This window comes from Bacillus sp. OxB-1 (assembly GCF_000829195.1).
Lineage (GTDB): Bacteria > Bacillota > Bacilli > Bacillales_A > Planococcaceae > Sporosarcina.
In genome coordinates, this window is record NZ_AP013294.1 from 1,219,252 (window position 1) to 1,244,759 (window position 25,508).

Below are 25,508 nucleotides of genomic sequence, written 5' to 3' on the forward strand. Positions count from 1 at the left end.
ATCCGCTGGAAAAGGAGTGTAGCATATGGGGGATCTTCTTCAGTTTACGTTGACTGGAGTGACAATTGGCAGTATTTATGCCATTGTCGCTCTGGGCTTCGTCACAATATACAGTGTTACGAAAGTGATCAATCTAGCGCAAGGTGAGTTTGTCATGCTGGGCGGGTTGACGATGTTCTCATTGACAACTGCCGGACTTCCGTATTGGGTCGCTTTTTTTGTTACCATTTTCTTTGTACTCATTCTCGGTTGGCTTATGGAATTCATTTTGATTCGACGGGCAAAGGGAGCGGACGCAATCAGTTTGATCATCTTAACGATCGGGGCGTCCATTTTCATCCGGGGAATTGCGAGTGTCGTATGGGGGAAAGATCAATTGCGGGTCGCCCCATTCACGGGCAATGCGCCGGTCAATATCATGGGGGCTACCATCACGCCGCAAGCGATGTGGGTTGTGCTAATCATGCTATTGGTTGTATTCCTTCTTTATATTCTGATTGACAAGACAATGGTCGGGAAGGCCTTCCAAGCCTCATCAGTGAATCCGTTGGCAGCGCGGTTAATGGGTGTCAGCCCGATTAAAATGTCATCGCTTTCATTTACATTGAGTGCAGCGCTTGGCGCATTGGCTGGACTAGCGGTTGCCCCGATCATGTTCCCTGCTTATGACATGGGTGCGATGCTCGGCATCAAAGGATTCTCAGCAGCTATCCTTGGAGGTCTAGGAAGCGCACCGGGCGCTGTAGTCGGCGGTCTCTTGATCGGTTTATTGGAGTCATTGGGCGCTGGGTATATCAGTTCCGGTATGAAAGACGCAATTACGTTCTCAGCGATCCTATTGATCTTGTTGATTCGTCCAAGTGGAATTCTTGGTGAAAAAAGTGTCGGAAAAGGAGGATTGTAATGAAGCTTCATGGTGTTCAACAGACCAAGTGGTCGGGTGTACTGATTTTCGCTTTATTAATCCTGGTCTTTCCTATGATCGTCACGCAATCATTCTATCTGACTCAGGCAACATTTGCAGGAATCTACGCGATTATCGCAATTGGACTTGGATTATTGATGGGATATGCCGGCCAGATTTCATTGGGGCAGGCCGCCTTTTACGGAATCGGGGCGTACACGACTTCGGTTTTGACGGCGACGATGGGATGGAGTCCATGGATCAGCTTGCCGGTCGCTATATTAGTACCAGCGGTTGTCGCTTTCTTCATGGGTTATACGATGTCTAGATTGAGCGGTTATTATTTAGCGATGGCAACTCTCGCATTGGGGATTATCGTCCATACCTTATTAGTGGAATGGCGCGGAGTGACGAAAGGGGCATCCGGATTCTTCGGGATTCCTCAACTGAACTTGTTCGGTATGACCATTAACCAGGGAGTTCCTTATTACTATCTAGTTTGGTTCTTTGTCTTGGTTGTGCTAGTCCTTTCTTTGAATATTGTTCATTCACGGGTTGGTAGAGCGCTCCGTTCCATTCACGACAGTGAAATCGCTTCCAGTGCAATGGGTGTCAATACAGGGAAATACAAGATGCAGATCTTCATCTTGAGTGCCATGTTCGCCGGTTTGGCTGGATGGTTATTCGCACATATGAGTTACAGTATTTCTCCGGCGGCCTTTACGATGGATGCGTCCATTCTCTTTCTGGCAATGGTCGTCCTTGGAGGAAGCGGTAGTGTCTGGGGCGCTTTGATCGGAACCTTGCTGATCCGCGTAGTCGGTATCGTAGTCCACGCTCTTGGGGAAAAGTTTCCTTTCATTACGAGTGACTTTGAACATGTCATTTATGGGCTGATTCTGATGCTCGTTGTCATTTTTATGCCACGCGGCTTATTCCCCTCGGTTATGGGCTGGTTTGAATCGTTGGCGACGAAGCGGTCGAGTAAGAAATCAATGCTAGAAGTAGCTGCAGCAAAACGGGAAGTGTAACCTCATTTTTCGGAATAGGAGGGCAATTGGGATATTCCCTCTTCTGGACCTTCATTACTTGCAGTAGTTGAAATGGGTTTGGTAAGCGGCAGTGAACATTATGTCGAAGTGTATTTGATGGAAAGCGAGGCGGTATGAATTGTTACAAGTTGAATCCATTACAAAAAGATTCGGTGGGGTCGTGGCGAATAGCGATGTGACTTTTTCGGTTCAGGAAGGGCAGATTGTCGGATTGATCGGTCCGAACGGGGCTGGGAAAAGTACAATGTTCAATATGATCTCGTCCGTTTTTCCGCCTACGGAAGGAACGATTACTTTCCTGGGACAGCGGATTGACAAGCTGCCTTCATTCCAGGTTGCGCCATTGGGCATTTCACGCACGTTCCAAAACTTGCAGGTGTTCAAGAATATGACAGTCATTGAAAATGTGATGGTCGGTCAGCATATGAAAACAAAAACCAATTTACTCGGAATGGCATCCACGCTGCTCGGATTGACGAAAGGCGAACGGAAAACATACGACGAAGCGATGAGTTATTTGGAGTTTTTTGGCCTGGAAGACCTCTACGATCAAAAAGCGGCAAGCTTGTCGCTAGGAAAGTTAAGGTTATTGGAATTTGCCCGGGCATATGCAACGGAACCGAAGCTGTTATTGCTGGATGAGATTGCAGCGGGCCTGAATCATAAAGAGACATTGGAAATGAGCGCTCTCATTGAAAAAGTCCGTGATGCGGGAGTCACCATACTCGTTGTAGAGCATGATATGGACTTGGTCATGAGCATTTGCGATAAGCTCGTCGTGTTGGACCAAGGCGTGAAAATCGCCGAAGGTACACCGAAGGAAATACAGGGGAATGAAGCGGTTATCACTGCCTATTTAGGTGCTGATATAGATGAAACTGAAGCTGAAAAGGTGGAGGAGGCGATATGAGCACGGAAAAATTATTGGAAGTCATTGATCTTTCGGTCAGCTACGGACCCATTCAAGCCTTGGACAAAGTCTCCCTATCCGTCAGCAAAGGGGAGATAGTTGCTCTGTTAGGGGCGAATGGAGCCGGAAAAACCACATTATTGCAAACGATATCAGGACTCTTGAAGCCGATCGGCGGAAAAGTGATGTATCAAGGAACGGATATTACGGGGATGGAAGCCGAAAAAGTGGTGGGAAAGCATTTGGTGCATGTCCCGGAACACCGTCAAGTCTTTTCTACGATGACTGTGTTGGACAACCTCTATTTAGGGGCCTATCATCACCGTAAACAATCAAAAATGAAAAAAATCGAGGAAGACATCGAAAAGGTTTTTGATTTATTCCCAATTTTGAAAGACCGGAAGGACCAACTTGGTGGAACCATGTCCGGGGGTCAGCAACAGATGTTGGCAATCGCGCGCGGTGTGATGGCTGAACCTGAACTGCTTTTGCTTGATGAACCGACATTGGGGCTTGCTCCGATCATCGCAAAAGATGTTCTGGAATTGGTCCGTGATCTGCGGGAGGAATTCGGTACGACGGTTCTATTGATAGAGCAGAACGTTACGGCATCCTTGAAAATCGCCGATCGGGGCTATGTCATTTCACATGGCGAGATTGTGAAAAGCGGGAAGTCCAGTGAATTGTTACATGATCCTGAAGTGAAAGAAGCGTATCTTGGTCACACAGTAAACTAAAATGGGGGATTTTTGATGAAGAAATTACTTTTGCCATTTCTAATGGCTATCTTGGCGGCATTGCTTCTTGCAGCATGCGGCAGTGATTCAGGCGCCGGTACAGAGAAAGAAGAAGGCGGTTCGACAGGCGGCAGCGAGGGTGCTGGAGAAGTAACTGAATACAAAATCGGGGCGATTTATTCCAAAACAGGCCCGAACAGTCCACTTGGTGAGCCGGAGTGGAACGCAACAAAATTAATAGAGGAAAAAATCAATGCTGAAGGCGGCATCAACGGTGTGCCCTTGAAAATCATCCTTGCAGATGATGAGTCCAGCCAAGAAAAAGCGACACAAGAAGCAAACCGTCTGATCAATGACGAAAAAGTCATCGCGATTCTAGGTTCTTCGGGTAGTGGTGAAAGTTTGGCGATGAAAGGAATTGCCATGCAGCAACAAGTGCCGATGGTCTCAGCGGCAGCTAGTGCTCATGTTGTTGAACCTGTAGAAGATTCAAAGTGGGTATTTAAAACACCTCAATCTGATAAACTTGCAGTAGAGCGGGTATATATGTATTTGAATGAACAAGGAATCGGCAAAGTCGGTTTGATTACGGACTCCAACGCATTCGGTTCAAGTGGTCTTGAATATCTAGAGGCTTTGGATCAAGATTATGACATTGAGATCGTGGCAAAAGAAAGCTTCAACACACAAGACCCAGACATGAGTGCGCAATTGACAAAAATCAATAGTGCAGGTGCAGAGGCTATCATCGTTTGGGGAACAAACCCAGGCCCAGCAGTTATCGCAAAAAATACGCGTGATCTAGGTATCGACCTTCCGATCATCGGAAGCCATGGGATTGCAAACCAGAACTTCATTACACTAGCGGAAGCAGCAGCGGAAGGTGTTGTAATTCCAACTGGTAAGCTTCTATTCCCAAGTGAAATTCCTGCAGACGATCCGCAGTATGATGTTATTTCTACATTCTACGAAGAGTATACTGCGAAATACAGCAGCGAACCAACTAACTTCGGTTCATACGGATATGATAATATCATGCTTGTAATCGAAGCGTTGAAAAACGGTGCAACAGACCGCGAATCAATCCGCGACTACTTGGAAACAAACATTAATGATTGGGTCGGAACGACAGGAGTATTCAACTTCACGGCAGAAGACCACAACGGCTTGACGCCGGACAGCTTGGTCATGGCAGTTGTCAAAGACGGAAAATGGACGTTTCTTGAGTAAATCAGTAGAGTGACAGAACGAGGTGCTTTCGCAAGCGCCTCGTTTTTCGTTTGGGGGAGTCAAAGGTGGGAGACTGACACAATCACAATTCATCTCCTGGACAACCCTATTATATAGTAGAGATTTGATCGGAAAGAAAGGGGCTGTCCAGAAAGTGGATTTTCCGGTTAAACACACAAAAAGCAAGGGCTCTGGTCGCTTTCCGCGGGCCAGCCGACGAGCCTCCTCCGGCTTACAGCCGTGCGGGGGTCTCGTCGGTCGGCTTTCCCGCAGGAGTCTCACGGCGCCCTTGCTTTTTGCTAGTATCCAACTCTGTGCCTGGACTTTTCGGACAGCCCCTCGATCAGTTTTCCACAGGAACAAAGTATTCGTTTTTCCGATAAACCATAGCCTGCATAGTGGCGATCAATTCTTTTCCGTTAGTGATTTCAATCGTATACCAGGCGAGGCGATGGTTGCGTTTGTCTTCGCGGGCCGTTGCGGTAAGTTTCTCTCCGGCGAAGGCTGCCGACATGAAATTCATCGTCGTCGTTACACCAACCGCCGTTTTTCCGTATGAGTTGCTTGCCACGGCGAATACGTAGTCAGCCAATGAGAAAAGAACTGCACCGTGTACGGTGTTGTGGGCATTGACCATGTCTTTGGTTGGCACCAATTCGGCAGTAGCGCTTCCAAGGCCTAGGTCGACTAATTTCATGCCCAGATATTGTGCATAAGGTTCCTGCTCAAGAAATGAACGGATCTCTTCATAATGTTGTTCGTGTATTTCTGTTTCGTCTATACGTTTTGTCATTCGATCCACTTCCTATCTTTTATTATAAAAATTCAATGGAAAGCGATTACATTTAAAAAAAGAAAAACACCTCTCTCTTGTACATGCTGGTATAATATACTACAAAAATTGAACGGTACGGAAAAAACAGATATATTATACTCTAAAACAGTACCATAAATGATTCATAATGTGAATAAGATTCAGTCAATTACTTAAAAGCTTATACATAAAAGATGGTTTTAAGCATCTAGTAAAGGATATAAAAGAAGCTTCGAAACGTTAGAGAGTATTCAGAAACTAGTGTTGACAGTGAAGAAAGAATAGTTTAAAATACTTTATATCACAGGAATTGCAATACCCGTTTAAATTCTGTTATACGAGGGTAAATAAAGGACACGAACATACACAAAAAATTGGAAAAGAGGGATTGTTTCATGCAAGAAGAACAGATCTTCGACGTGACGGTAATAGGAGGCGGTCCGGTCGGATTATTCACGGCTTTTTACGCGGGAATGCGAAAAATGTCGGTCAACCTGATTGAAAGCCTACCACAATTGGGTGGTCAGCTTTCTGCATTATATCCAGAAAAATTCATTTACGATATCGCTGGATTCCCGAAAGTCAGCGGACAGGAGCTAATCGACAACCTAGTCGAGCAAATGTCTCAATTCAATCCGACGATCACTTTGGAGCAAGACGTTCAAGAAGTTGAGAAATTGGAGAACGGCGTGTTCAAGTTAACGACAAACCGTGAAATCCACTATTCCAAAGCGATTATCATCACGGCTGGGAACGGTGCTTTCCAACCGCGGAAGATTGAGTTGGACGGCTCGGAAAAATATGAAGGCAAAAACCTTCATTACTTCATTAAAGATTTGAATCAGTTCGCGGGCAAAAATGTCCATGTATACGGCGGAGGCGACTCGGCGGTTGACTGGTCCCTCATGTTGGAACCGATTGCAGAAAAAGTGACACTTATCCATCGTCGCGATAAATTCCGTGCGCATGAAGCAAGTGTTGAAAACCTCATGAAATCGAAAGTTGAAGTGAAGACTCCTTACGTTCCTATCGGTTTCGTCGGCGAAGAAGGAATTGAAAAGGTTGTCTTGGAGAAAGTGAAAGCGGACGTCACAGAAGAAGTGGAAGTCGATGATGTAATCGTCAACTACGGTTTCGTCTCCTCTCTTGGCCCGATTGCTGATTGGGGATTGGAAATTGAAAAAAATAGCATCGTAGTAAACTCCAAAATGGAGACGAACATCGAAGGAATCTATGCAGCTGGTGACATTTGCACATATGAAGGAAAAGTGAAATTGATTGCCAGCGGTTTCGGCGAAGCACCGACCGCAGTCAGCAATGCGAAAGTCTACATCGACCCGACGGCGAGAGTTCAAGCGGTTCACAGTACGACGCTCATGGAGCAAAAAGAAAACAAAAAAGTAAAAGTCGGACAATAATCCGGCTTCATAACAATAAAAGGAGGACAATGCCGTATGGCTAAATATACTGTTGTTGACCAGTCCACTTGTATCGCTTGTGGTGCTTGCGGAGCGAGCGCGCCGGATATTTTCGATTATAATGATGAAGGTTTTGCATTTGTCCATCTCGATGACAATCAAGGAACTGCGGAAGTTGACGAGGATCTTTACGATGATTTGGAGGATGCACTAGAAGGCTGCCCAACGGATTCGATCAAGGTGGCGGAACATCCGATTGTTCTGGAAGAAGTCTAAGTTGCAACCATAACACAAAGCTGAGACCTTTCTTGATTTGAGAAATACAGGATAGGCCCGACCCGCCTTTTGTAAAAGAGGCGGGATTGCTATGCACTGATGTTCCCCTGTGCTCCGTTCAAGGGTGAACGGAGCATAAGGCGTTTAATTGAATATACTAGTGTAGAAGCATTTGAAAGCGCTTGCCGAAAAATGGGCAATTGGCAGCTATATTTGTCAGAATACATTTGCTTTGTATAGCGTAATGTACTATACTAAACTTATATATAACGATAAGTAGTCATGTCGTTTGGATGTTGTTATACCAAGTGAAGGCATATTGAATACAATCAATATGAAGGAGGAAAACAAAGATGGTTACATTGACAACGATGACAGAAGAAGAAAAAATGGCGCGCTTCATGGAGCGCATCGAAGCGGGAGAGAAGATTGAAGCGGATGATTGGATGCCGGACGATTACCGTGAAACACTCATCAAATTGATCTCCATGCACGGTATCAGTGAAATTATGGGAGCGCTTCCTGAAAAAGAATGGGTTCCTAAAGCGCCTTCCCTATATCGTAAACTTGGCATCATGGCAAAAGTCCAAGACGAAATGGGCCATGGCCAGCTTCTACTTCGCGTAGCGGAAGATTTGATGAAACCTTACGGCAAGACACGCGGCGATCTCATGCAAGATCTTTTCAACGAAGATCTGAAATTCCACAACGTCTTCCATATGGAAACGAAAACATGGGCGGACGCTGGATTGATCGGTTGGCTCGTAGACGGGGCAGCGATCATTTCCCAAACGAATATGCTTGGTGCTTCTTACGGTCCATATGCAAAAGCATTACAGCGGATCTGTGCAGAGGAAGTTTTCCACGCACAGCATGGCGAGGCAATCATCATGGCATTGGCAGAAGGTACGGAAGAACAAAAAGCGATGATTCAAGATGCGTTGAACCGCTGGTGGCCATCCCTTCTTATGTTCTTTGGCCCAGCGAGCAAATCGACGACAGGCAGCTCGAAACAGGATACGACGATCAAATATAAAATCCGAATCAATACGAACGAGGAATTGCGTCAAAGCTTCCTGGATAAATATATCCCAAGGATCCTGTCTCTCGGCCTGACAATCCCTGATCCGACACTTCACTACGACGAAGAGAAAGGCGAATGGGTCTATGAGCAGCCTGACTGGAATGAATTCAAGAAAATCATCGGCAACCAAGGACCGAGATCACAGGCTCGCCTGAATTTGCGACGCTCTTCATATCAAAATAACGCATGGGTACGTGAAGCGTTAGCTGCGGTAGTAAATTAACGGGACGTTAAGGGAGGAAAGAAGATTATGTCAGAGAAAACTTTTTATCAGGAATTTGAAGTGTTCAGCAAGAGAACACCGACTTCCTCATTTCAACATCAATTTGACCTATTGGCTCCAAACGAAGATATGGCTCTCATCTTGGCGCAAGAGAACTTCATGCGCCGGGAGCCTGTAGTTGATATCTGGGTCGTCAACAAGAAAGACGTACGGAAAATGGATGAAGAGGAGAGATTGTCTCTTCAACGTTTGGATAATAAAGATTACCGGACTACGAAAGGGTACGGATATCTTCGTAAAAAATGGCGTGAGTACGAACAAGGCATGCTGGACGAGAAGGAAATACTGTCATGGGCGGGAGGAAGAAAGAAATGAGCAATACGGAAAAAGTACTAACTACAGAAGAGAAAGACGCACTAAAAGCACTTTTATTCCAACTGGCTGATGACGACTTCCTGTTTTCTTATCGTGCATCCGAATGGCTTGGCTTGGCTCCACACATCGAGGAGGACGTGGCATCTTCTTCCATCACGCAAGACACGATGGGCCATTCGGCAATGTACTATAAACTATTGGAAGACCTTGGTGCAGGGAAAGCGGATGATTTGGCTCATCTGCGCCCAGCGGGAGAGAGACGCAACAGCGTATTGGTGGAACGTGTAAACGGAGAAGGCTATTACATGGAGACGCCGCAATACGACTGGGCGTATACAGTCGTAAGAAGTTATTTCTACACGCAAGCGAAAAAAGTGAAAATCGATTCTTTGCGCACAAGCGCTTACGAGCCATTAGCGGACATAGCTATCAAGGCGAATATGGAACTCTATTATCACTTGATGCATTGGAAGCTTTGGTTCGAGCAGCTTCTCAGCTCAACAGATGACGCGAAGAACCGGATGAAGCAAGCGATCGAATTGGTCGTTCCGGATTTCGGCGACGTGTTCTCTTACGGAAATGAAAAAGAAAACATTGAAAAAGCAGGATTCATTGCATCGGAAGAAGAATTGAAAGCTAACTGGGTTGCTGCACTTACCCCTGTTTTCGAGAAATTAGGACTCGATCTTCCGACAATCCCTGCAAAACCTGAAATGAATGGCCGTAACGGCGAACATACAAAAGACTTGGAAGATGCTATTGCAACACTTTCCGAAGTCTATCGATTGGACACTACAACTGCCTGGTGATTAACTGAATTCAGCAAAACCCTTCTGCTTCTGCAAGTGGTAAGGTGGACGTATGGACGGCTCGAATTTAGTATGTTTCAGATCCTGCTGAATTTAGTTAATGCCTCCGGCGGATGTCACAGATTTTTAAGGGAGCTTTTCGAGCAAGCTCGAAAAAATCTGGACGCAATTACGCCGAGGCGTAATTGATCTATAGAAAGAGGTGTCCGTAATGGTACTATCTACAAATCCGGAGGTTGAGGCAGTGCTCCAAGTTCTTGGGACTGTCAAAGACCCGGAAATCGATACGGTAAGCATTGTGGATCTTGGAATGGTAGAGAAGGTCGAGACGGAAAACAATAACGTCACTGTGACTCTATTGCCGACATTTTTAGGCTGCCCAGCGCTTGAAATCATTCGGGAGAACACTAGAAAAGCTGTCTCAGCGCTTCCTGACGTGGGGGAAGTGACGGTGGACTTCATCTATAGTCCACCTTGGACTTCGGACCGCGTGACGGAACAAGGACGTGCGGGGCTGAAAGAGTTCGGTATTGCAGCCCCTCCACGTCACATCGAAGAAGACGGTTCGTGGCATGTGGATTGCCCATATTGTGAATCGACGTATGTGACGATGGAAAATATTTTTGGCCCGACTGCTTGCAGAAGCATTTTATATTGCAAAAACTGCAAAACCCCTTTCGAGGCGATGAAACCTGTTTCAACATTAATGTAAAACGGAGGAGAACAATGGCTAAACTGATCGCTCTTTACAAACATCCAGAAAACAAGGAAGAATTCGACGAACACTATTTCAATGTTCACGGCCCGATCACTGCTAAGATTCCGGGATTGCGTGAAATGAAAGTGACAAAATTCAACGGAACTCCAATGGGTGGAGAAGCTCCATACTATTTAATGTGCGAAATGATTTACGATGACATGGAATCACTTCAGGCAGGACTTCGTTCCGACGAAGGAAAGGCATCCGGCAAGGACTTGATGGGCTTTGCTGGTAAACTGGTAACATTGATGATCGGCGAGGACAGCTAATGAGCGGTTATGAGTTCATTGAGACGTCGGTTGACAATATGACAGGTGTCATCGAACTCAATCGGCCGCGTCAATATAATTCAATCAACCGTAAAATGGTAAGCGAAATCTTACATGCCATGCAAACGTTTGACCAGGATGACGAAGTGCGCGTCATCCTGGTTGCTGGCAAAGGGAAGGCTTTCTCCGCAGGTGCCGATATCGATGAGATGGCGGAAGCCGATTCCATGAGCTTGGAATTATTGAACCAATTCGAGGATTGGGATCGCTTGGCCCTCATCAAGAAACCGGTCATCGGTGCAGTCCATGGCTTCGTATTCGGCGGGGGCTTCGAACTGGCTCTTTGCTGTGACGTGATCTTGGCGGCAAAAGGAACGGAGTTTTCATTCCCGGAAGTGAGCCTTGGCGTCATGCCGGGTGCAGGCGGGACACAACGGTTGACGAAACTGGTCGGCCGGGCGAAAGCAATCGAATGGTTGTGGACGGGAGAACGGATTCCAGCAGAAGAGTTGTTGAAATATGGGGCTATCAATCGGATCGTTTCACCGGAAGTTCTACGGGAAGAAGCTCTTCGATTCGCAAACCGGATCGCCAAGATGCCGCCTCTTTCCCTTCGGTTGATCAAAGACTCGGTGAATAAGGCAGTCGATTATTCACTGTATGAAGGAATGCAGTACGAACGTAAGAACTTCTATTTATTATTTTCTTCGGAAGATCAAAAAGAAGGTATGAACGCCTTCATTGAAAAGAGAAAACCGAATTACAAAGGGAAATGATGGAGGTGCGGCTTCGTGTTCGAAACGATTACGTATGAGATAAAAGACGGTGTAGCATGGCTTACGATGAACCGGCCAGACAAATTAAACGCATTTATCGCCCAGATGAACCGTGAGATCAAAGATGCCATTCGATCGGCTTCTCAGGATGAGTCGGTGCGCTGTATTGTTCTGACAGGTGAAGGCCGTGCCTTTTGTTCTGGACAGGATCTTTCGGAAGTGACGGAAGACATGGATTTGGGACAAGTATTGCGGGATCACTACGGGCCTATGATACTTCAAATCGAAAAATGTGAAAAACCGATCATCGCAGCCATCAATGGCGTGGCGGCGGGGGCTGGCTTCAGTCTGGCCCTGGCATCCGATTTCCGTCTCATTTCAGAACGTGCCAGCTTGGTAAACGCATTCATCCATGTTGGATTGATTCCGGATTCGGGGAATCTGTATTACTTAACACAACTGGTCGGTCCTGCAAAAGCAGCCGAACTTTCAATCCTCGGGGAGAAAGTGACAGCTGACCAAGCGGTTGAGTGGGGCTTGGCCAACCGCAAAATTGCGGAAGAGGCGTGGGAAGAGGAAGTTACTGCCTTCGCAGCACGCATTGCGGCTTTGCCAACGAAGACAATCGGTTTGATCAAACGCGGACTGAAAGATGCAGCGGCACTTCCTTTCGAGACTTTCCTGGAAAGGGAAGCGGAGGGACAACGGATCGCAGGCCTTACGGAAGATCACCGCGAAGGCGTCACTGCATTTTTGGAAAAACGGAAGCCTGTATATAAAGGAAAATAAGAGGAGGATCTATTCATGACTAAAACACAAGAAACAGCAGTTGAAACTCAATCCATGAAGCGCGACTACTACAAGCTTTTCATCAACGGCGAACAAGTCGATGCGAGCAACGGTGCCCGCACGAAAGTCGTCAACCCTGCCACAGGGGAAGTTTTTGCTGAAGTAGCGAAAGCGACACAAGAGGATGCTCAACGTGCTGTTGAAGCAGCTAGAGCAGCATTCGACAACGGGAAATGGAAACGTACTCCTACAGGACGCCGTGCCCGCGTTTTGAACAAAATTGCGGCAATCATGCGCAGCCGTTTCAACGAACTCGTTGAATTGGAAGTTCTGAACACAGGTAAATCGATCGGTGCAGCACAAGCACAAATCAACCAAGCAGTTGAAGATTTCGAATTCTACGCAGGTGCGATTGTCGCTCACCGCGGCTCTGTCAATAACGTTCCTGGACAATTCCACAACTACACGGAGAAAGAGCCGATTGGTGTCGCTGCACAAATCATCCCTTGGAACTATCCATTGATGATGGCTGCTTGGAAAATTGCGCCGGCAATCGCTGCGGGCTGTTCCGTTATCATCAAGCCTGCATCTTTGACTCCATTGACAGCTATCATCCTTGGGGAAATCTGTCACGAAGCAGGTGTTCCAGAAGGCGTCGTCAACATCCTTCCAGGCTCCGGTTCTGAAATCGGAAACTTCCTAGTAGAGCACGAGCTAGTCAACAAAGTGGCATTCACAGGTTCGACGCCAATCGGGAAAGATATCATGGCACGCGCTTCCAGCACTTTAAAACGCGTCACGCTTGAACTTGGCGGTAAATCTCCGAACCTCGTATTCGAAGATGCGGACATCGATGCAGCAGTAGACGGTTCCCTCTATGGTATCTTCAACAACACGGGACAATCTTGTGAAGCAAGATCCCGTCTATACATTCATGAAAGCATTTATGATGAGTTCATGGAGAAATTCATCGAGAAAACGAACCGAATCGTCCTAGGCGATCCATTCAGCCAAGAGACGCATGTTGGCGCGGTTATTGACCAAGGTCAATTGGACACAGTGAAATATTATGTTCAATCCGCAATCGATGAAGGCGCTGAAATCTTAGCAGGTGGAAAACAACTGCATCCAGAAGGCTTCGAAAATGGATTCTGGTATGCACCAACTGTCATCGGCAACGTCACACAAGATATGAAAGTCGTTCAAGAAGAAATCTTCGGACCAGTTGTTGTCGTTTCTAAATTCTCCGATGAGAAGGAAGCGATCAAATTGGCGAACGACACAGAATTCGGCCTCGGATCTGCAATCTGGTCGAAAGACGGAGCGAGATGTACTCGTGTTGCGAATCAGATTGAAGCGGGAATTGTCATGGTCAACTGCCCATTCTCTGCATTCCCTGGAACACCATTTGGCGGATACAAACAATCCGGTTTCGGACGCGAGCTAGCAATCGAAACATTGGACCTTTATTCAGAAACGAAGAGCATTATGTCTTACTTCGGTGCACGTCCACTGAATCCGTTCGGACTATAAAATGGGCAATGAGGAACAGGGGCCAGTCGGCCACCTGTTCCTTGCTCATTCAACACATAGGGGGAAAACTGATGATCAAAAATATTGTAGTTGTCGGATCCGGCGTCATGGGAAGAGGAATCGCCTACGTCGGAGCGACAGGCGGATACTCCGTCACCATCGTAGATATTAATCAAGACGCTCTGCAAAACGCGGAAAAGGAAATCGACCTGATTTTCGACAAAGGGCTGGAACGCGGCAAAATTACAAATGAAGCAGCTGAGCAGGCGCGCGAAAATCTGTACTATGCAACGGATTTGGCGGAAGCTGCCAAATCAGCTGATCTTGTCATAGAGGCGGTTCCTGAAATTGCAGATATTAAAAAAGGTGTATTTGAAACGATTGAAGAACATGCTCCTGCCCATTGCTACTTCGCGACAAACACATCGACGATGAGCCCGACGGAAATCGCATCATATGCAAAACGTCCGGAAATGACAATCGCGATGCACTTCTTCAATCCTGTACATAAAATGCCGTTGGTCGAAATCATCCGTGGACTTGAAACAAGTGATGAAACTGCTGATGTAATCCGCCAAGTCGCTATCAATATGGGCAAAGAGACAGTTGTCATCAACGAGTTCCCGGGATTCGTTACAAGCCGAATCAGCGCTCTTGTTGGAAACGAAGCATTCTATATGCTGCAGGAAGGACTCGGAACTCCAGAAGAAATCGACAAGGCAATCAAATTAGGTTTGAATTATCCGATGGGACCTTTCGAACTCGTCGACTTGGTCGGCCTCGATGCCCGTCTGAACAACCTCAGATACATGCACGAAAAACTGGGCGAAAAATACCGTCCGGCGCCGTTGCTCGAACAATATGTCAAAGCGGGACGCCTGGGCCGGAAAAGCGGCAAAGGGGTCTATGACTATACACAAAAGGAGAAGGATGACAAATGAAGGAAGTCGTAATCGTTGATGCCGTCCGCACGCCATTCGGCCGATATAAAGGTGCATTGAAGTCGGTAAGACCGGATGATTTAGGTGCGGTTGTCATCAAGGCTTTATTGGAACGGAATCCGAAACTCCCGCCTGAGCAAATTGAAGAAGTTGTCTTCGGAAACGCAAATCAGGCAGGAGAAGATAACCGGAACGTCGCGAGGATGTCTGCGTTGCTTGCAGGGCTTCCAATCGAAGTTGGAGGCACGACAGTGAACCGTCTATGCGGTTCAGGCCTCGATGCAGTCATGTACGCTGCAAGGGCAATCATGGCAAATGAAGGGGACATCTACATCGCGGGTGGAACAGAAAGCATGACGCGCGCTCCATTCGTCATGGGGAAACCGGAAGTGGATTACCCGCGTGGCGATATGAAAATGTTCGACACGACGATCGGCTGGCGCTTTACAAACAAAAAACTGGAAGCCATGTACGGCTCCGATACGATGCCGAAAACAGCTGAAAATGTGGCGGAACGTTTCAATATTACACGCGAAGAGCAAGATGCGTTCGCATTGGAAAGCCAGCGACGTGCGAAAAAAGCGATGGAAGAGAATGCATTCAAAGATGAAATCGTCCCTGTCGTCTACAAGGACCGGAAAGGGAATGAAATCGTTGTCGACACCGATGAACATCCACGCCCGGAAACGACAGCGGAAGCTTTGGGCAAACTGCGTCCGATCTTCGAAGGCGGCACGGTAACAGCCGGAAACGCATCAGGAGTGAACGACGGCGCTGCGGCCCTACTCGTCATGAGTGCGGACAAAGCAAAAGAGCTAGGTTTGAAACCGTTAGCGAAATACGTAGTGGGCGCAACGGCCGGACTGGAGCCTGCGGTCATGGGCTTGGGTCCAATCTACGCTTCCCGGAAAGCGATGCAGCGCGCTGGATTGACAGTAGACGATATCGGCTTAGTCGAGCTGAACGAAGCTTTTGCTTCCCAATCATTGGAGTGTATTCGCCAATTGGAATTGGATACGGAAAAAGTCAATGTCAACGGCGGAGCAATCGCATTCGGACACCCACTTGGCGCAAGCGGAGCTCGTATTTTGACTACCCTCATCTATGAAATGAATAAGCGTGATACCCAATACGGTTTGGCAACAATGTGCATCGGCGTCGGCCAAGGTATTGCTACGATTGTAGAAAAAGCATAAAAATGAGTGAATGGAAAGGGACTGCCTCATAAGTCGCTTGCCCAAGTATATTACCGCAAAAAGCAAGGGCGGCGGGAGACTCCTGCGGGAAAGCCGGCCGGCAAGACCCCGCACGGCTCTGCAAGCCGGAGGAGGCTTCGCGGCTGGCCCGCGGAAAGCGACCAGAGCCCTTGCTTTTTGATTGTTCAACGGTAAGGTTGGCTTTTTAAGATAGCCCTTTCTTTCAACAAGGAGTGGGAACAACGTGGAGCCTATTTTATATGAAAAGAAAAACAATATCGCTTATGTGACAATCAATCGTGAAGAAGCGTTAAACTGCTTCAACTATGAAGCGCTTCAAAAATTACAGGAAGTGACTAATTCAATCGCTTTGGATCCGGAAGTCCGTGTCGTCATCTTCACGGGCGCCGGGGAGAAGGCTTTCAGTGCGGGAGCCGACTTGAAAGAGCGGAAAACTTTGAATGATACCGAAGTGAGACGGAATGTAAAAGCGATCCGCGATGCCTTCAACGGCATTGCCGAACTACCACAGCCAACGATTGCGGCGGTTAATGGCTATGCACTTGGCGGCGGGTTCGAACTGATGGTGGCATGCGACTTCCCGATTGCGGTGAAAGAAGCAACACTCGGGTTGACGGAAACGAGCTGGGCGATTATTCCAGGCGCGGGCGGTACACAACGTTTGCCACGCCTGATAGGTGAGATGAAAGCAAAGGAATTGATCTTTACGGCGAAACGGTTGACGGCAGAGGAAGCATATGACATTGGCCTCCTCCTGCAAGTGGTGGAGAAGGAAAACCTGATTTCCAGCTGTGAGCAATTAGCGGAAAATATTTTGAAAAACGGTCCGGTTGCCATCAAACAAGCAAAATATGCAATCAATGAAGGACTGAATACCGACTTGAGGACGGGTCTCGCAATCGAGTCGAAAGCATACGAATTGACCATTCCGACAGAAGATCGGATGGAAGCTCTTCACGCCTTCAGTGAAAAGAGAAAGCCCGTATTCTCAGGCAAATAATCTTGTCTGTCACTCTCCCTCATTGCTATAATGGAAAGGAGAATACGGAGAATAACAGATGAAAGCGTGGTTAGTTCCATTTCAAATACACAATCAATGATTTTTACGATATTTGGTGATTACATTCGTCATTATGGAAACAAAATATGGATTGGCAGTTTAATCAGGCTGATGAAGGAATTCGGCCACAATGAGCAATCTGTGCGGGTCGCTGTTTCACGTATGATGAAATTGGGATGGTTCAATACCGAAAGGCAAGGGAAAAAGAGCTACTATTATCTGACGCCTCGGGGTGTATCCCGGATGGATGAAGCGGCGTCGCGTATCTTTAAACTGGATCCACATGCGTGGGACGGGAAATGGCGGATGCTTATGTACACGATTCCGGAAGAGAAGCGGCAAATCCGGGATGAACTCCGGAAGGAATTGCTATGGAGTGGATTCGGCAGCTTTTCCAATGGATGCTGGATTTCTCCGAATAACTTGGAAAAAGAAGTGAATCTCCTAATCGAGAAGTATGAGATCAGTGAGTATGTTGATTTCTTTATTTCAGAACATCGAGGGCCGCAAACAGATCGATCCCTTGTGGAGCGGAGCTGGCCGTTAGAGGAGATTGAGGAAAAGTACGAGGAGTTCATCTCCACGTACAGTAAGAAATATATCATCTCCAACAGCCAAATGGAGAGCGGTCAGATGACAGATGCTCAATGTTTCGTGGAAAGGACGAATCTCGTCCACGAATATCGGAAATTTCTATTTACGGACCCGGGCCTTCCGAAAGAACTTCTTCCCGAAATGTGGAATGGGAACCACGCGGCACTTTTATTTGCTCAATATTACAAACTGCTTGCCCAACCCGCAAGCCGTTTCTTCGAAGAGGTTTTTCGAAAAGATAATGATTTGAGCCATAAAGATGAATCCTACGATGCAATCGATCATCCGATGATAATCCGATAGGGTGGCCGGCGATACGACGCCCGGCTGGAGTAACCTCCTGCGCTTTTGCGGTTGCCGCGTCTAAAAAGTGGGAGATGAAAAAACCGGGAGCTTTGTGCAGCTACCGGTTTTTTTGTTAAGCTTGTTCGGCTTCGTCTTTCAGGATTTCGTTAAAATCATGTCCTTTTTGGACGTATGTGTCGATGGAAAGCTGGATCAGGTCCAAGTCTTCCTGCGTCAGTTCACGGACGACCTTCCCCGGCGAACCGACAACCAATGAGCGGGGAGGGATGACCTTTCCGGAAGGGATGAGGGTATTCGCTCCGATAATACATTCCTCGCCAATTTCCGCATTGTCGAGAATGGTGGTTCCCATCCCAATAATAGAGCGCTTTCTAATTGTGCACCCATGCAGGATGACGTTGTGGCCGACCGTCACTTCGTCTTCGACTAAGACAGGAGCTCCTTCATATAAATGGATGGTGGAGTTGTCCTGGATGCTGCATCGTTTCCCAATCGTAATGGAGCCTTCATCTCCACGTAATACCGCATTGAACCAGATGGTGGACTCTTCGTCGATGGTCACGTCCCCGATCAGATAGGCACCCGGGGCGACGAATACCGATGGATGTACATCCGCTTTTTTGCCGTTGTATGGAATAATCATCACTATTACCTCCGTTTGCTGGAAAAGCATTCTATCATTCTATTTTAACACAAATTACTTAATCTATAGAGGGGAGAGCTTGCCGTATGAATGAACTCTGTACAGTATTATCAATCCGATACCCAATCCTTCAAGGGGGAATGGGGAATATTAGTAGTACGAAGCTGGCAATCGCTGTTTCGGAAGCTGGAGGACTCGGGACGATCGGTTGCGGAACATCGGAAGTCGAGGAAGTCGAAGAAAAGATCATTGAAATCAAAAAGGGCACATCCAAAAGTTTTGCGGTCAATATCGCCATCGGTGTAACACCACATACCGACGAACTGATCGACTTGGTCATTACACATAAAGTGCCTGTCGTATCGCTGTCGGCCGGTAACCCAGCACCCTACATACCGCGTCTTCATGAAAACGGAATCAAAGTCATTGCCATCGTAGCAGCAGTTAAACATGCGCAAAAAGCGGAGCAGGCGGGAGCGGATGTGTTGGTGGCGGAAGGATTTGAAGCGGCGGGTATCAATTCAAACTTGGAGTTGACCACATTTACGTTGATTCCACAAATTGCGGCGAGCGTGAATATTCCAGTCGCGGCAGCAGGAGGAATCGGAGATGGAAAAGGATTGGCCGCTGCGCTTGCTTTAGGTGCATCCGGAGTGCAAATGGGCACTCGTTTCATCGCAACTCAGGAAATGCCGGTCCATGATGTCTATAAGCAACGGCTGATCGATGCTTCGGACACGGAGACGATGATCATCGGCCGTAACGTCGGGCGGGTCCGCCGCGTATTGAAAAACGATTACGCGGAAGAGCTGTTCAAACGGGAACGGGAAGGTTTGACATTGGAACAATTCAATGAGCTGACGACAGAGAAGCAACATATCCAAGGGGCCATCGACGGTGATATGAAACAAGGCTTCATCAATGGCGGACAAGTGTCCGGGCTCATTTCGGATATCCCGACCGTCAAAGAACTGCTGGACGGAATGATCCGCGATGCCCAAGATACACTGAGCCGTTCCCTTGATGGAATCAAGAGTATATAGGATGATGGGGCCAACTATATAGGTTGAATTTATTATTTTACCTATTAATTTAGTTGATTGGAGTGCAGAGTGGCGACTCCAGCGGGAACAGCACGAGCTGAAAGCCCCGCAGGAGCGCAGCGACGAGGAGATTGAAGCCGTGCCCGCGGAAAGCGTCCGCTCGGAACGGAAATCAACAGTTAGAAGAAGTTATTTATTTCAACTTATATAGATTCAGCCAAAGTACTGAAGGGGGGAAGAGACATGTTGCAGAAATTAGAAGAGATTAAAAACAATCTGCCTTATTTTCAACAAACCTATCCAGAAGATACATGCATGATCTTATGTGATAAGGACACGATCATCGGATACTTGCCTGGAGAGAGGGTCGACTTGAAATTAAAAGTCGGTGAAAAGATGGAAAAGTATAAGGGAGCTGCCACTTATAAAGTGTTGCAGAGCGGAAAACAGCTTCGGGAGGAAGTGCCCGCCAATTTCCTGGGGATTCCGTATATTTCATCATGCATCCCATTGTATGAAAACGGACAAATGATCGGCGCCTTGGCGGCAGTCACCTCAAACGAAAAAATCGAGAACTTGCGAAAAAGCGCAGATGAACTGAGCAAAGTGATCGAACAAATGACAGCATTCTCAGAAGAAATAACGAAAGCGACTGACACTTCCGCTTCTCGGTTACAAGAGCTGTCCCAGCAATCTGAAACGATGAAAGATAATATGAAGAACATCGAACGGATCATCGGGCATGTAAAAGGGATTGCTCAAAAATCGAATATTCTTGGGTTAAATGCAGCTATTGAAGCCGCCCGATCTGGAGAAAGCGGGAAAGGATTCGCTGTCGTGGCTGATGAAATCCGGAAGATGGCGGCCAATAGCAATACCGCCGCGGAAGACATCCAAAAGCAACTGGAGTTGACGGAACAAGATATCCTGAAGATCAATAACTCCGTCCAAGATGTAGCGGCGCAAACGGAGGAATATTCAGCAAGCATCCAAGAATTCCATTCGATGCTGGAACAAGTATCGGCCACGGCCAGTTTGTTAAGCGATCAGGGGAAAGTGTAAGCAGTAAATTAGGATTCTTCCAATTCACCCTATAAAATAGGTATATAGATAGTATAGGGAGATGAAATTATTGAGCATTTACAACTACTTGGTAAAGAAGCCAAATGGGGAAATCCTCTCAATGGAGACGTACCGTGGAAAAGCGATCTTGATAGTCAACACGGCCAGTCAGTGCCGATTTACGTATCAGTTTGAAGAGCTTCAGAAAATGTACAATCAGTACAAAGAGCAAAATTTTATCGTATTGGGATTTCCTTGTGATCAATTCGGCCAGCAGAATCCGGAAAACGGGGAAGAATCCGTTCAATTTTGCCAATTGAACTATGGGGTCAACTTTCCGGTCTTCGATCTTGTACAGGTGAACGGGGAGGGGATGGATCCGCTCTTCTCCTATTTGAAACATGAAGTGCCATTTCGGGAACTGGACGAATCGGTGATGACGGAAAAAATGCTGAAGATGCGCTTGCAAGAAGAATACCCTGATTATTTAATCGGCAGGAACATTCGTTGGAACTTTACGAAATTCCTAGTGGATGCGAATGGAAAAGTCATCAAACGGTTCGAGCCGACCGATTCCGCGTTGGATATCGAGGAGGAAATCGAACGGGTCCTGCCTCAAGCTGCTCTATCATGAGGCGAGCGGGCAATAGACGAAAAAAGGGCTATCCGCGACTACGGCAGATAGCCTTTTTCAATCTTCATCTTTTATATCGGGATCGGGCGGAAGCGGCTCGCTCCAATAGTCCTCAATCAGCTGTTTCGCCGTTTCCAACTGCTCGAAATAGAGGCTGAATTGGGCTTGATTGACTAGGAACTGATCGCCGTCGTGCACTGCACGGATCCGGCCGTCCAAAATATACTTTTCCACTTGTTCGACGGGCATGCCCAAGTATTCGGCAGTTTCCTCGACAGTTCTATACATAGAAATCGACTCCTCGATAGAGTGGATTTTAGATTAACTTTTCCAGCTTTAACCGTTTGTTGAGCGCCAGCATGAGGGGGATGCCCACTGCCATGACGGCGAATTCCCCAACCGCGACGAACAGCCACGTGAGAAGGAAAGGGAAGCCTAGTACCAAATTCAATTCGAATGCGATGATGCACATCGTGAAGGTGAAGACCAATGTGTTGACGATCATCCGCTTGAACGGGCTGGCTATGAAACGGCCCGCCAGAATGGTGATGCCCAACGAGAGGATGGAATGGCCGACGCCGAACACCAAGTCGATCGGCCCCAAGTCGGAAAACAGCATATTCGCGACAAAGACGCCGAGCACCACTCCGTAGATGTACTTCTTGTTAAACACGACGAGGTGGTTGAATATCTCGGAAACCCGGAATTGGACATTCGTAAATCCAAACGGCGCTACCAAAAACGTGACAGCGACATACAACGCAGCGATAATTCCGCTCGTTGCCAAGGTTTTGACTTTCATTATTCTGTTCCTCCTAGTTTTTTTACGTGGGATGGTTTCGAACCACGGGCAAAAAAGCCTGCCTTTTAATGTAGCACAGTTTTGCGTTTACGTACACGTTTTTAGAGGATTATATATTATTCCTCATTGGGCCCATACAATCGTTTGGCCGGATTGCCTGAATTGCCAAGTTGGACACGCTTGTTCAGTGTGTTTTTCCAGTTAATCGGGAGCCATTCGCATGCGGCTAGCGCGACAGCCTGTTCTATGTCTTCTTTATTGACGTGCATGACGTGATTGCAATTGGCGATTGTCCATTCCGGAGCGGGGCGGTTTACCAATGTCAAGGTTTGCCCGGAGTGGATAAATCCTTCTTGAAGCACGCGGAAATACCAGCCGGTTCTGCCGGAGTTTTGGATTAGCAAGGAAAGGTCCTTTCGTTTAAACCGCCGCGCAGGTTTCCAGCAAGGCTGCCTCGGTTGTGAGACTTGAATCAATGCGCCCCCGATTTCATATGTGTCCCCTATGCAAACATCCCGTTCCAGCATGTTTAACAAGGATAGATTTTCACCCATCCCGCCCGCCTGCATTGCCGTCAAGCCATATTCCTGATGAAAAAAGGAATAGTGTTCAACGGGATAGGCAAATACCGCTTTCTCGGGTCCTCCATGATTCTTCAAATCTGCTTGGCCATCTCCCTCCAAGTTTGTTCGGCCGACCCAGATTTCACCTGAAACCGCTTCTTTGAAAATCCCGCTTTTCCATTCCCGTTCCATTGGCGATACCGCCTTTTTGTCTCCAACCGTTTTCGGTTTGCCTGTAAATATCTGTTGCACTAGAAAATTCAAAGCCGTTCCCCTCTTTCTAATCTTCTACAAACAGTATATAGTAACGGTAAACTAATTCGTAATAAAGCAAGCTTGGCCATTCATAGAAGGGTTGGCTTTGCGCAATGGAGGGGAATTTGAATGGAAAAGGCTAAGACAGTCGCTTGGACGGAACTTCATCTCAAACAATGGAAGCTTCATATCGCAGCTACACCAAAAGGGCTTTGCTATGTCGGGTCCCCCGGGGCACCATTTGAGGAGCTGGCGAAATGGATCAGCAAACGGCTTCCCGATCATGAAGTGGTGGAAGATGAAAAGCTGCTGGAACCGTATGCAAGGGAATTGACGGAGTATTTGGAGGGGCGGCGCCAAGACTTTTCGATGGCGGTTGATTTGCACGGGACTGCTTTCCAACAAACGGTTTGGGAGGCGTTGTTGGGGATTCCGTTTGGCGAAACCGTCACGTATTCCCAAATGGCGGAACGACTCCAAAAACCGAGCGCCGTCCGGGCGGTGGCTTCGGCAATCGGAGCCAATCCAGTCATGATCGCCGTGCCATGCCACCGGGTCATCGCGAAAAATGGGAAGCTCGCCGGTTTTCGTGGCGGCTTGGAAATGAAAGAAAAGTTGCTTTTGTTAGAAAGTTGAGCTTTTTATGCGCTATTCTGTTCAGTTTTGTATATGATAAGGGCGGCATCGTTGGAATGCACTATGAACCAAAGGAGTATGCATGATGACTATTAACGTAAAAGCCATTATCGGAAGTACGAGTTCCACGTCCCATAACTTGAAAGTGGTCGAGTTTATGAGAAAACGGTATTCGGAACAATTACAGATCACACCGGTCTTCATCAACGATCTCGAAACGTTTTCCATCGATATTGAAAATGAGGCACCTCCTTCAGTGCAGCGGTTCAAGGAGGATGTAAAAGTCTCGGATGCTGTGTTAATTGCGGTTCCTGAATACAATTACTCCATCCCGGGCGCCCTGAAAAACGCGATTGATTGGTGTTCGCGGGGAGATTTGGTACTGCAAGGGAAACCGACCTTTTTAATTGGAGCTTCCATTGGAGCATTAGGGACCGTCCGTGCGCAGCTTCACTTGAAAGAAATTCTAACCAACCCGATGCTTGCCCCGGTCATCTTACCGGGCAACGACGTATTCATCGGTACTGTGCAAAATAAGTTGGATGCAGAGGGCGATATCACGGATCAGGCGACCATTGATTTTCTTGATAAGGTTGTACAGAACTTTGTCGAGTTTTATAGGAAGAACAGGGCAGGAGCATAAGGAAGGAAAACAGATCAAACCGGACCGAGATGTTCGATGAGATCTGTTTTTTTACATGTTCTCTAGGTTCTCTTGCACCCGTCCGACGTTTGCTTGCAAGAATGGAGAAGTTGCTTGCACTCACCGAAGGTTTGCTTGCGAAACAAGGCTTTTAGACTTATGCTTGGTGCGTGTCTCAAGTAAATATCCACAAGGAACCCCCCCTACTCAGGCAAGCTCCATCTGTGTTATGTTTTAGATAAAGATTGTGAGAGGGGGAGGGGCGGTGTCTCAACGGATTTCTTTTGTGGCGGTGCTGCTCGGAGCGATGCTATGGGGAACGACAGGGACGGCGCAGACGTTCATGCCGCAAACTGTGCACCCGTTGGCGGTCGGGGCGTCCCGGCTTGCGGTCGGTGGGTTCACGTTATTGCTTGTGCTCTTGTTGATGCGCAAAATTCAACTCCGTGAATGGCCCTGGAAAGCGACCATCCTATCGGCGTTGGCGATGGCTATTTTCCAGCTTTGCTTCTTCACTTCCATCCGGCTGACCGGCGTGGCCATCGGAACGGTCGTGGCGATTGGCAGCGCACCGATGTTTTCCGGCTTTATTGAATGGCTGTTTCTGAAACGCCGCCCGACCAAAGTATGGGTCGCAGCGACATGCCTCGCGATCGTCGGGTGTGCCTTATTGTTTTCCAATAAAGAAGGGATGGTCGTCCAGCCGGTAGGTGTCATGCTTTCCTTATGCGCAGGCCTTCTGTTTGCGCTTTATACGTTTTTCAATAAAGATGTACTGGAACAGGAAGAAGCGGTCGCTTCCGTCGCAGTCATCTTCTCCGTCAGTGCCGCCATGCTTCTCCCTTTTCTGTTCATTTTCGAAACGGAGGGGCTGCTGACAGGACGCGGGGTGGCGACAACGATTTACTTAGGTATCGCAGCGACAACAATTGCTTATATTCTTTTTTCGAAGGGACTTCAAAACATCCCATCTTCCTCGGCTGTCACGCTCTCACTTGCAGAACCGCTTACTGCCGCCGTATTAAGTGTGTTGATCGTTGGCGAACGGCTTGATCTGCTTTCGTGGTTGGGCGTTTCGATGTTGCTCGGGGGGATTCTTGTTTTGACCTTGAAAGGACGCGCTGACCGGGAAACTTCCTGATCAGCGCGT

General features: G+C 47.4%; 30 protein-coding genes and 1 riboswitch. Of the genes, 25 read left to right on the forward strand and 5 right to left on the reverse strand.

Features of this window, described 5'->3' with window-relative positions; all coding sequences use genetic code 11:
- Positions 1 to 25: 25 nt before the first annotated feature.
- From OXB_RS06185 to OXB_RS06205, 5 genes are all read left to right on the forward strand, one after another.
- Positions 26 to 904, forward strand: a complete 879-nt coding sequence (locus OXB_RS06185; protein WP_041072736.1) for a branched-chain amino acid ABC transporter permease — start codon at positions 26 to 28, stop codon at positions 902 to 904.
- Positions 904 to 1,935 (forward strand): branched-chain amino acid ABC transporter permease, encoded by a 1,032-nt coding sequence (locus tag OXB_RS06190; RefSeq protein WP_041072738.1) that lies wholly within the window; start codon positions 904 to 906, stop codon positions 1,933 to 1,935. The genes OXB_RS06185 and OXB_RS06190 overlap by 1 nt, the downstream gene beginning before the upstream one ends.
- 139 nt (positions 1,936 to 2,074) lie before the next feature.
- Positions 2,075 to 2,866 (forward strand): ABC transporter ATP-binding protein, encoded by a 792-nt coding sequence (locus tag OXB_RS06195; protein WP_041072740.1) that lies wholly within the window; start codon positions 2,075 to 2,077, stop codon positions 2,864 to 2,866.
- On the forward strand, positions 2,863 to 3,603 hold the full coding sequence (locus OXB_RS06200) for an ABC transporter ATP-binding protein (protein WP_041072742.1): 741 nt from the start codon (positions 2,863 to 2,865) through the stop codon (positions 3,601 to 3,603). Before OXB_RS06195 ends, OXB_RS06200 begins: the two co-directional genes overlap by 4 nt.
- A 15-nt stretch (positions 3,604 to 3,618) precedes the next feature.
- Positions 3,619 to 4,833, forward strand: a complete 1,215-nt coding sequence (locus OXB_RS06205; protein WP_041072744.1) for an ABC transporter substrate-binding protein — start codon at positions 3,619 to 3,621, stop codon at positions 4,831 to 4,833.
- A 343-nt stretch (positions 4,834 to 5,176) separates the two neighbouring features.
- Here the strand turns inward: OXB_RS06205 and OXB_RS06210 are convergent, their stop codons facing one another.
- A complete protein-coding gene (locus OXB_RS06210) occupies positions 5,177 to 5,626 on the reverse strand; it encodes a hotdog fold thioesterase (RefSeq protein WP_041072746.1) in 450 nt (149 codons plus the stop codon).
- Positions 5,627 to 6,042: 416 nt separating this feature from the next.
- Here OXB_RS06210 and OXB_RS06215 point away from each other — a divergent pair, with 416 nt between their 5' ends.
- From OXB_RS06215 to paaX, 14 genes are all read left to right on the forward strand, one after another.
- Entirely contained in the window at positions 6,043 to 7,065 is a 1,023-nt protein-coding gene (locus OXB_RS06215) for an NAD(P)/FAD-dependent oxidoreductase (protein WP_041072748.1), read from the forward strand.
- Between the two features lie 36 nt (positions 7,066 to 7,101).
- On the forward strand, positions 7,102 to 7,341 hold the full coding sequence (locus tag OXB_RS06220; protein ID WP_041072750.1) for a ferredoxin: 240 nt from the start codon (positions 7,102 to 7,104) through the stop codon (positions 7,339 to 7,341).
- Between the two features lie 353 nt (positions 7,342 to 7,694).
- Positions 7,695 to 8,648, forward strand: coding sequence for a 1,2-phenylacetyl-CoA epoxidase subunit PaaA (paaA, locus tag OXB_RS06225; protein ID WP_041072752.1), 954 nt, complete (start codon positions 7,695 to 7,697; stop codon positions 8,646 to 8,648).
- Between the two features lie 27 nt (positions 8,649 to 8,675).
- Positions 8,676 to 9,023 carry a 1,2-phenylacetyl-CoA epoxidase subunit PaaB gene (gene paaB, locus OXB_RS06230; RefSeq protein ID WP_041072754.1) on the forward strand — a complete coding sequence of 116 codons (348 nt, stop codon included), beginning with the start codon at positions 8,676 to 8,678 and terminating at the stop codon, positions 9,021 to 9,023.
- Entirely contained in the window at positions 9,020 to 9,832 is an 813-nt protein-coding gene (gene paaC / locus OXB_RS06235; RefSeq protein WP_041072756.1) for a 1,2-phenylacetyl-CoA epoxidase subunit PaaC, read from the forward strand. Before paaB ends, paaC begins: the two co-directional genes overlap by 4 nt.
- A 211-nt stretch (positions 9,833 to 10,043) precedes the next feature.
- Positions 10,044 to 10,544 carry a 1,2-phenylacetyl-CoA epoxidase subunit PaaD gene (paaD, locus tag OXB_RS06240; protein ID WP_041072758.1) on the forward strand — a complete coding sequence of 167 codons (501 nt, stop codon included), beginning with the start codon at positions 10,044 to 10,046 and terminating at the stop codon, positions 10,542 to 10,544.
- Between the two features lie 14 nt (positions 10,545 to 10,558).
- A complete protein-coding gene (locus tag OXB_RS06245) occupies positions 10,559 to 10,861 on the forward strand; it encodes an EthD family reductase (RefSeq protein WP_041072759.1) in 303 nt (100 codons plus the stop codon).
- Positions 10,861 to 11,637, forward strand: a complete 777-nt coding sequence (locus tag OXB_RS06250) for an enoyl-CoA hydratase/isomerase family protein (RefSeq protein ID WP_041072760.1) — start codon at positions 10,861 to 10,863, stop codon at positions 11,635 to 11,637. Before OXB_RS06245 ends, OXB_RS06250 begins: the two co-directional genes overlap by 1 nt.
- A gap of 15 nt (positions 11,638 to 11,652) precedes the next feature.
- Positions 11,653 to 12,426, forward strand: a complete 774-nt coding sequence (locus OXB_RS06255) for an enoyl-CoA hydratase-related protein (protein ID WP_041072761.1) — start codon at positions 11,653 to 11,655, stop codon at positions 12,424 to 12,426.
- A gap of 15 nt (positions 12,427 to 12,441) precedes the next feature.
- Positions 12,442 to 13,959, forward strand: a complete 1,518-nt coding sequence (locus tag OXB_RS06260; RefSeq protein WP_041072763.1) for an aldehyde dehydrogenase family protein — start codon at positions 12,442 to 12,444, stop codon at positions 13,957 to 13,959.
- A 71-nt stretch (positions 13,960 to 14,030) separates the two neighbouring features.
- A complete protein-coding gene (locus tag OXB_RS06265; RefSeq protein ID WP_041072764.1) occupies positions 14,031 to 14,900 on the forward strand; it encodes a 3-hydroxyacyl-CoA dehydrogenase in 870 nt (289 codons plus the stop codon).
- Positions 14,897 to 16,096: a thiolase family protein gene (locus tag OXB_RS06270; RefSeq protein WP_041072766.1), complete on the forward strand. Its 1,200-nt coding sequence runs from the start codon at positions 14,897 to 14,899 to the stop codon at positions 16,094 to 16,096. Before OXB_RS06265 ends, OXB_RS06270 begins: the two co-directional genes overlap by 4 nt.
- A 244-nt stretch (positions 16,097 to 16,340) precedes the next feature.
- Positions 16,341 to 17,117, forward strand: coding sequence for an enoyl-CoA hydratase-related protein (locus OXB_RS06275; protein ID WP_041072768.1), 777 nt, complete (start codon positions 16,341 to 16,343; stop codon positions 17,115 to 17,117).
- 96 nt (positions 17,118 to 17,213) lie between these two features.
- On the forward strand, positions 17,214 to 18,074 hold the full coding sequence (paaX, locus tag OXB_RS06280; RefSeq protein ID WP_041076363.1) for a phenylacetic acid degradation operon negative regulatory protein PaaX: 861 nt from the start codon (positions 17,214 to 17,216) through the stop codon (positions 18,072 to 18,074).
- Between the two features lie 115 nt (positions 18,075 to 18,189).
- On the opposite strand, the gene OXB_RS06285 is transcribed toward paaX, so the two are convergent.
- Complete coding sequence (locus tag OXB_RS06285; RefSeq protein ID WP_041072770.1) at positions 18,190 to 18,720, reverse strand: gamma carbonic anhydrase family protein; 531 nt, start codon at positions 18,718 to 18,720, stop codon at positions 18,190 to 18,192.
- An 86-nt stretch (positions 18,721 to 18,806) separates the two neighbouring features.
- Here OXB_RS06285 and OXB_RS06290 point away from each other — a divergent pair, with 86 nt between their 5' ends.
- The 3 genes from OXB_RS06290 to OXB_RS06300 all read left to right on the forward strand — a co-directional run bounded on the left by OXB_RS06290 (position 18,807) and on the right by OXB_RS06300 (position 21,459).
- Positions 18,807 to 19,763 carry an NAD(P)H-dependent flavin oxidoreductase gene (locus OXB_RS06290; RefSeq protein ID WP_041072772.1) on the forward strand — a complete coding sequence of 319 codons (957 nt, stop codon included), beginning with the start codon at positions 18,807 to 18,809 and terminating at the stop codon, positions 19,761 to 19,763.
- 618 nt (positions 19,764 to 20,381) lie between these two features.
- Positions 20,382 to 20,825, forward strand: coding sequence for a methyl-accepting chemotaxis protein (locus OXB_RS19410; protein WP_442852900.1), 444 nt, complete (start codon positions 20,382 to 20,384; stop codon positions 20,823 to 20,825).
- Positions 20,826 to 20,895: 70 nt separating this feature from the next.
- Positions 20,896 to 21,459 carry a glutathione peroxidase gene (locus tag OXB_RS06300; RefSeq protein ID WP_041072776.1) on the forward strand — a complete coding sequence of 188 codons (564 nt, stop codon included), beginning with the start codon at positions 20,896 to 20,898 and terminating at the stop codon, positions 21,457 to 21,459.
- A gap of 57 nt (positions 21,460 to 21,516) precedes the next feature.
- Here the strand turns inward: OXB_RS06300 and OXB_RS06305 are convergent, their stop codons facing one another.
- From OXB_RS06305 to OXB_RS06315, 3 genes are all read right to left on the reverse strand, one after another.
- Positions 21,517 to 21,747, reverse strand: a complete 231-nt coding sequence (locus OXB_RS06305) for an excisionase family DNA-binding protein (RefSeq protein ID WP_041072778.1) — start codon at positions 21,745 to 21,747, stop codon at positions 21,517 to 21,519.
- 28 nt (positions 21,748 to 21,775) lie between these two features.
- Positions 21,776 to 22,261, reverse strand: a complete 486-nt coding sequence (locus OXB_RS06310) for a QueT transporter family protein (protein WP_041072780.1) — start codon at positions 22,259 to 22,261, stop codon at positions 21,776 to 21,778.
- A 7-nt stretch (positions 22,262 to 22,268) separates the two neighbouring features.
- Positions 22,269 to 22,313, reverse strand: a riboswitch (PreQ1 riboswitch).
- Between the two features lie 64 nt (positions 22,314 to 22,377).
- Positions 22,378 to 23,088, reverse strand: a complete 711-nt coding sequence (locus tag OXB_RS06315; RefSeq protein WP_041072782.1) for an MOSC domain-containing protein — start codon at positions 23,086 to 23,088, stop codon at positions 22,378 to 22,380.
- Positions 23,089 to 23,208: 120 nt separating this feature from the next.
- Here OXB_RS06315 and OXB_RS06320 point away from each other — a divergent pair, with 120 nt between their 5' ends.
- The 3 genes from OXB_RS06320 to OXB_RS06330 all read left to right on the forward strand — a co-directional run bounded on the left by OXB_RS06320 (position 23,209) and on the right by OXB_RS06330 (position 25,499).
- The gene (locus OXB_RS06320) at positions 23,209 to 23,715 is read left to right on the forward strand and encodes a methylated-DNA--[protein]-cysteine S-methyltransferase (RefSeq protein ID WP_041072784.1); all 507 of its coding nucleotides are present in this window, start codon (positions 23,209 to 23,211) and stop codon (positions 23,713 to 23,715) included.
- An 85-nt stretch (positions 23,716 to 23,800) separates the two neighbouring features.
- Positions 23,801 to 24,358, forward strand: a complete 558-nt coding sequence (locus tag OXB_RS06325) for an NADPH-dependent FMN reductase (RefSeq protein WP_052483889.1) — start codon at positions 23,801 to 23,803, stop codon at positions 24,356 to 24,358.
- A gap of 265 nt (positions 24,359 to 24,623) precedes the next feature.
- Entirely contained in the window at positions 24,624 to 25,499 is an 876-nt protein-coding gene (locus tag OXB_RS06330) for a DMT family transporter (protein WP_041072786.1), read from the forward strand.
- Positions 25,500 to 25,508 lie beyond the last annotated feature (9 nt).

Bases quoted from the DNA above. Each gene is read 5' to 3' on its own strand.
- OXB_RS06285 (WP_041072770.1), bottom strand. From the start codon at position 18,720: ATGATTATTCCATACAACGGCAAAAAAGCGGATGTACATCCATCGGTA.
- OXB_RS06260 (WP_041072763.1), top strand. From the start codon at position 12,442: ATGACTAAAACACAAGAAACAGCAGTTGAAACTCAATCCATGAAGCGC.
- OXB_RS06320 (WP_041072784.1), top strand. From the start codon at position 23,209: ATGGAAAAGGCTAAGACAGTCGCTTGGACGGAACTTCATCTCAAACAA.
- OXB_RS06325 (WP_052483889.1), top strand. From the start codon at position 23,801: ATGACTATTAACGTAAAAGCCATTATCGGAAGTACGAGTTCCACGTCC.
- OXB_RS06205 (WP_041072744.1), top strand. From the start codon at position 3,619: ATGAAGAAATTACTTTTGCCATTTCTAATGGCTATCTTGGCGGCATTG.
- OXB_RS06245 (WP_041072759.1), top strand. From the start codon at position 10,559: ATGGCTAAACTGATCGCTCTTTACAAACATCCAGAAAACAAGGAAGAA.
- OXB_RS19410 (WP_442852900.1), top strand. From the start codon at position 20,382: ATGACAGCATTCTCAGAAGAAATAACGAAAGCGACTGACACTTCCGCT.
- OXB_RS06290 (WP_041072772.1), top strand. From the start codon at position 18,807: ATGAATGAACTCTGTACAGTATTATCAATCCGATACCCAATCCTTCAA.
- OXB_RS06310 (WP_041072780.1), bottom strand. From the start codon at position 22,261: ATGAAAGTCAAAACCTTGGCAACGAGCGGAATTATCGCTGCGTTGTAT.
- paaC (WP_041072756.1), top strand. From the start codon at position 9,020: ATGAGCAATACGGAAAAAGTACTAACTACAGAAGAGAAAGACGCACTA.
- OXB_RS06210 (WP_041072746.1), bottom strand. From the start codon at position 5,626: ATGACAAAACGTATAGACGAAACAGAAATACACGAACAACATTATGAA.
- OXB_RS06190 (WP_041072738.1), top strand. From the start codon at position 904: ATGAAGCTTCATGGTGTTCAACAGACCAAGTGGTCGGGTGTACTGATT.
- paaB (WP_041072754.1), top strand. From the start codon at position 8,676: ATGTCAGAGAAAACTTTTTATCAGGAATTTGAAGTGTTCAGCAAGAGA.
- OXB_RS06185 (WP_041072736.1), top strand. From the start codon at position 26: ATGGGGGATCTTCTTCAGTTTACGTTGACTGGAGTGACAATTGGCAGT.
- OXB_RS06200 (WP_041072742.1), top strand. From the start codon at position 2,863: ATGAGCACGGAAAAATTATTGGAAGTCATTGATCTTTCGGTCAGCTAC.
- OXB_RS06305 (WP_041072778.1), bottom strand. From the start codon at position 21,747: ATGTATAGAACTGTCGAGGAAACTGCCGAATACTTGGGCATGCCCGTC.
- OXB_RS06215 (WP_041072748.1), top strand. From the start codon at position 6,043: ATGCAAGAAGAACAGATCTTCGACGTGACGGTAATAGGAGGCGGTCCG.
- paaD (WP_041072758.1), top strand. From the start codon at position 10,044: ATGGTACTATCTACAAATCCGGAGGTTGAGGCAGTGCTCCAAGTTCTT.
- paaX (WP_041076363.1), top strand. From the start codon at position 17,214: ATGATTTTTACGATATTTGGTGATTACATTCGTCATTATGGAAACAAA.
- paaA (WP_041072752.1), top strand. From the start codon at position 7,695: ATGGTTACATTGACAACGATGACAGAAGAAGAAAAAATGGCGCGCTTC.
- OXB_RS06265 (WP_041072764.1), top strand. From the start codon at position 14,031: ATGATCAAAAATATTGTAGTTGTCGGATCCGGCGTCATGGGAAGAGGA.
- OXB_RS06270 (WP_041072766.1), top strand. From the start codon at position 14,897: ATGAAGGAAGTCGTAATCGTTGATGCCGTCCGCACGCCATTCGGCCGA.
- OXB_RS06250 (WP_041072760.1), top strand. From the start codon at position 10,861: ATGAGCGGTTATGAGTTCATTGAGACGTCGGTTGACAATATGACAGGT.
- OXB_RS06220 (WP_041072750.1), top strand. From the start codon at position 7,102: ATGGCTAAATATACTGTTGTTGACCAGTCCACTTGTATCGCTTGTGGT.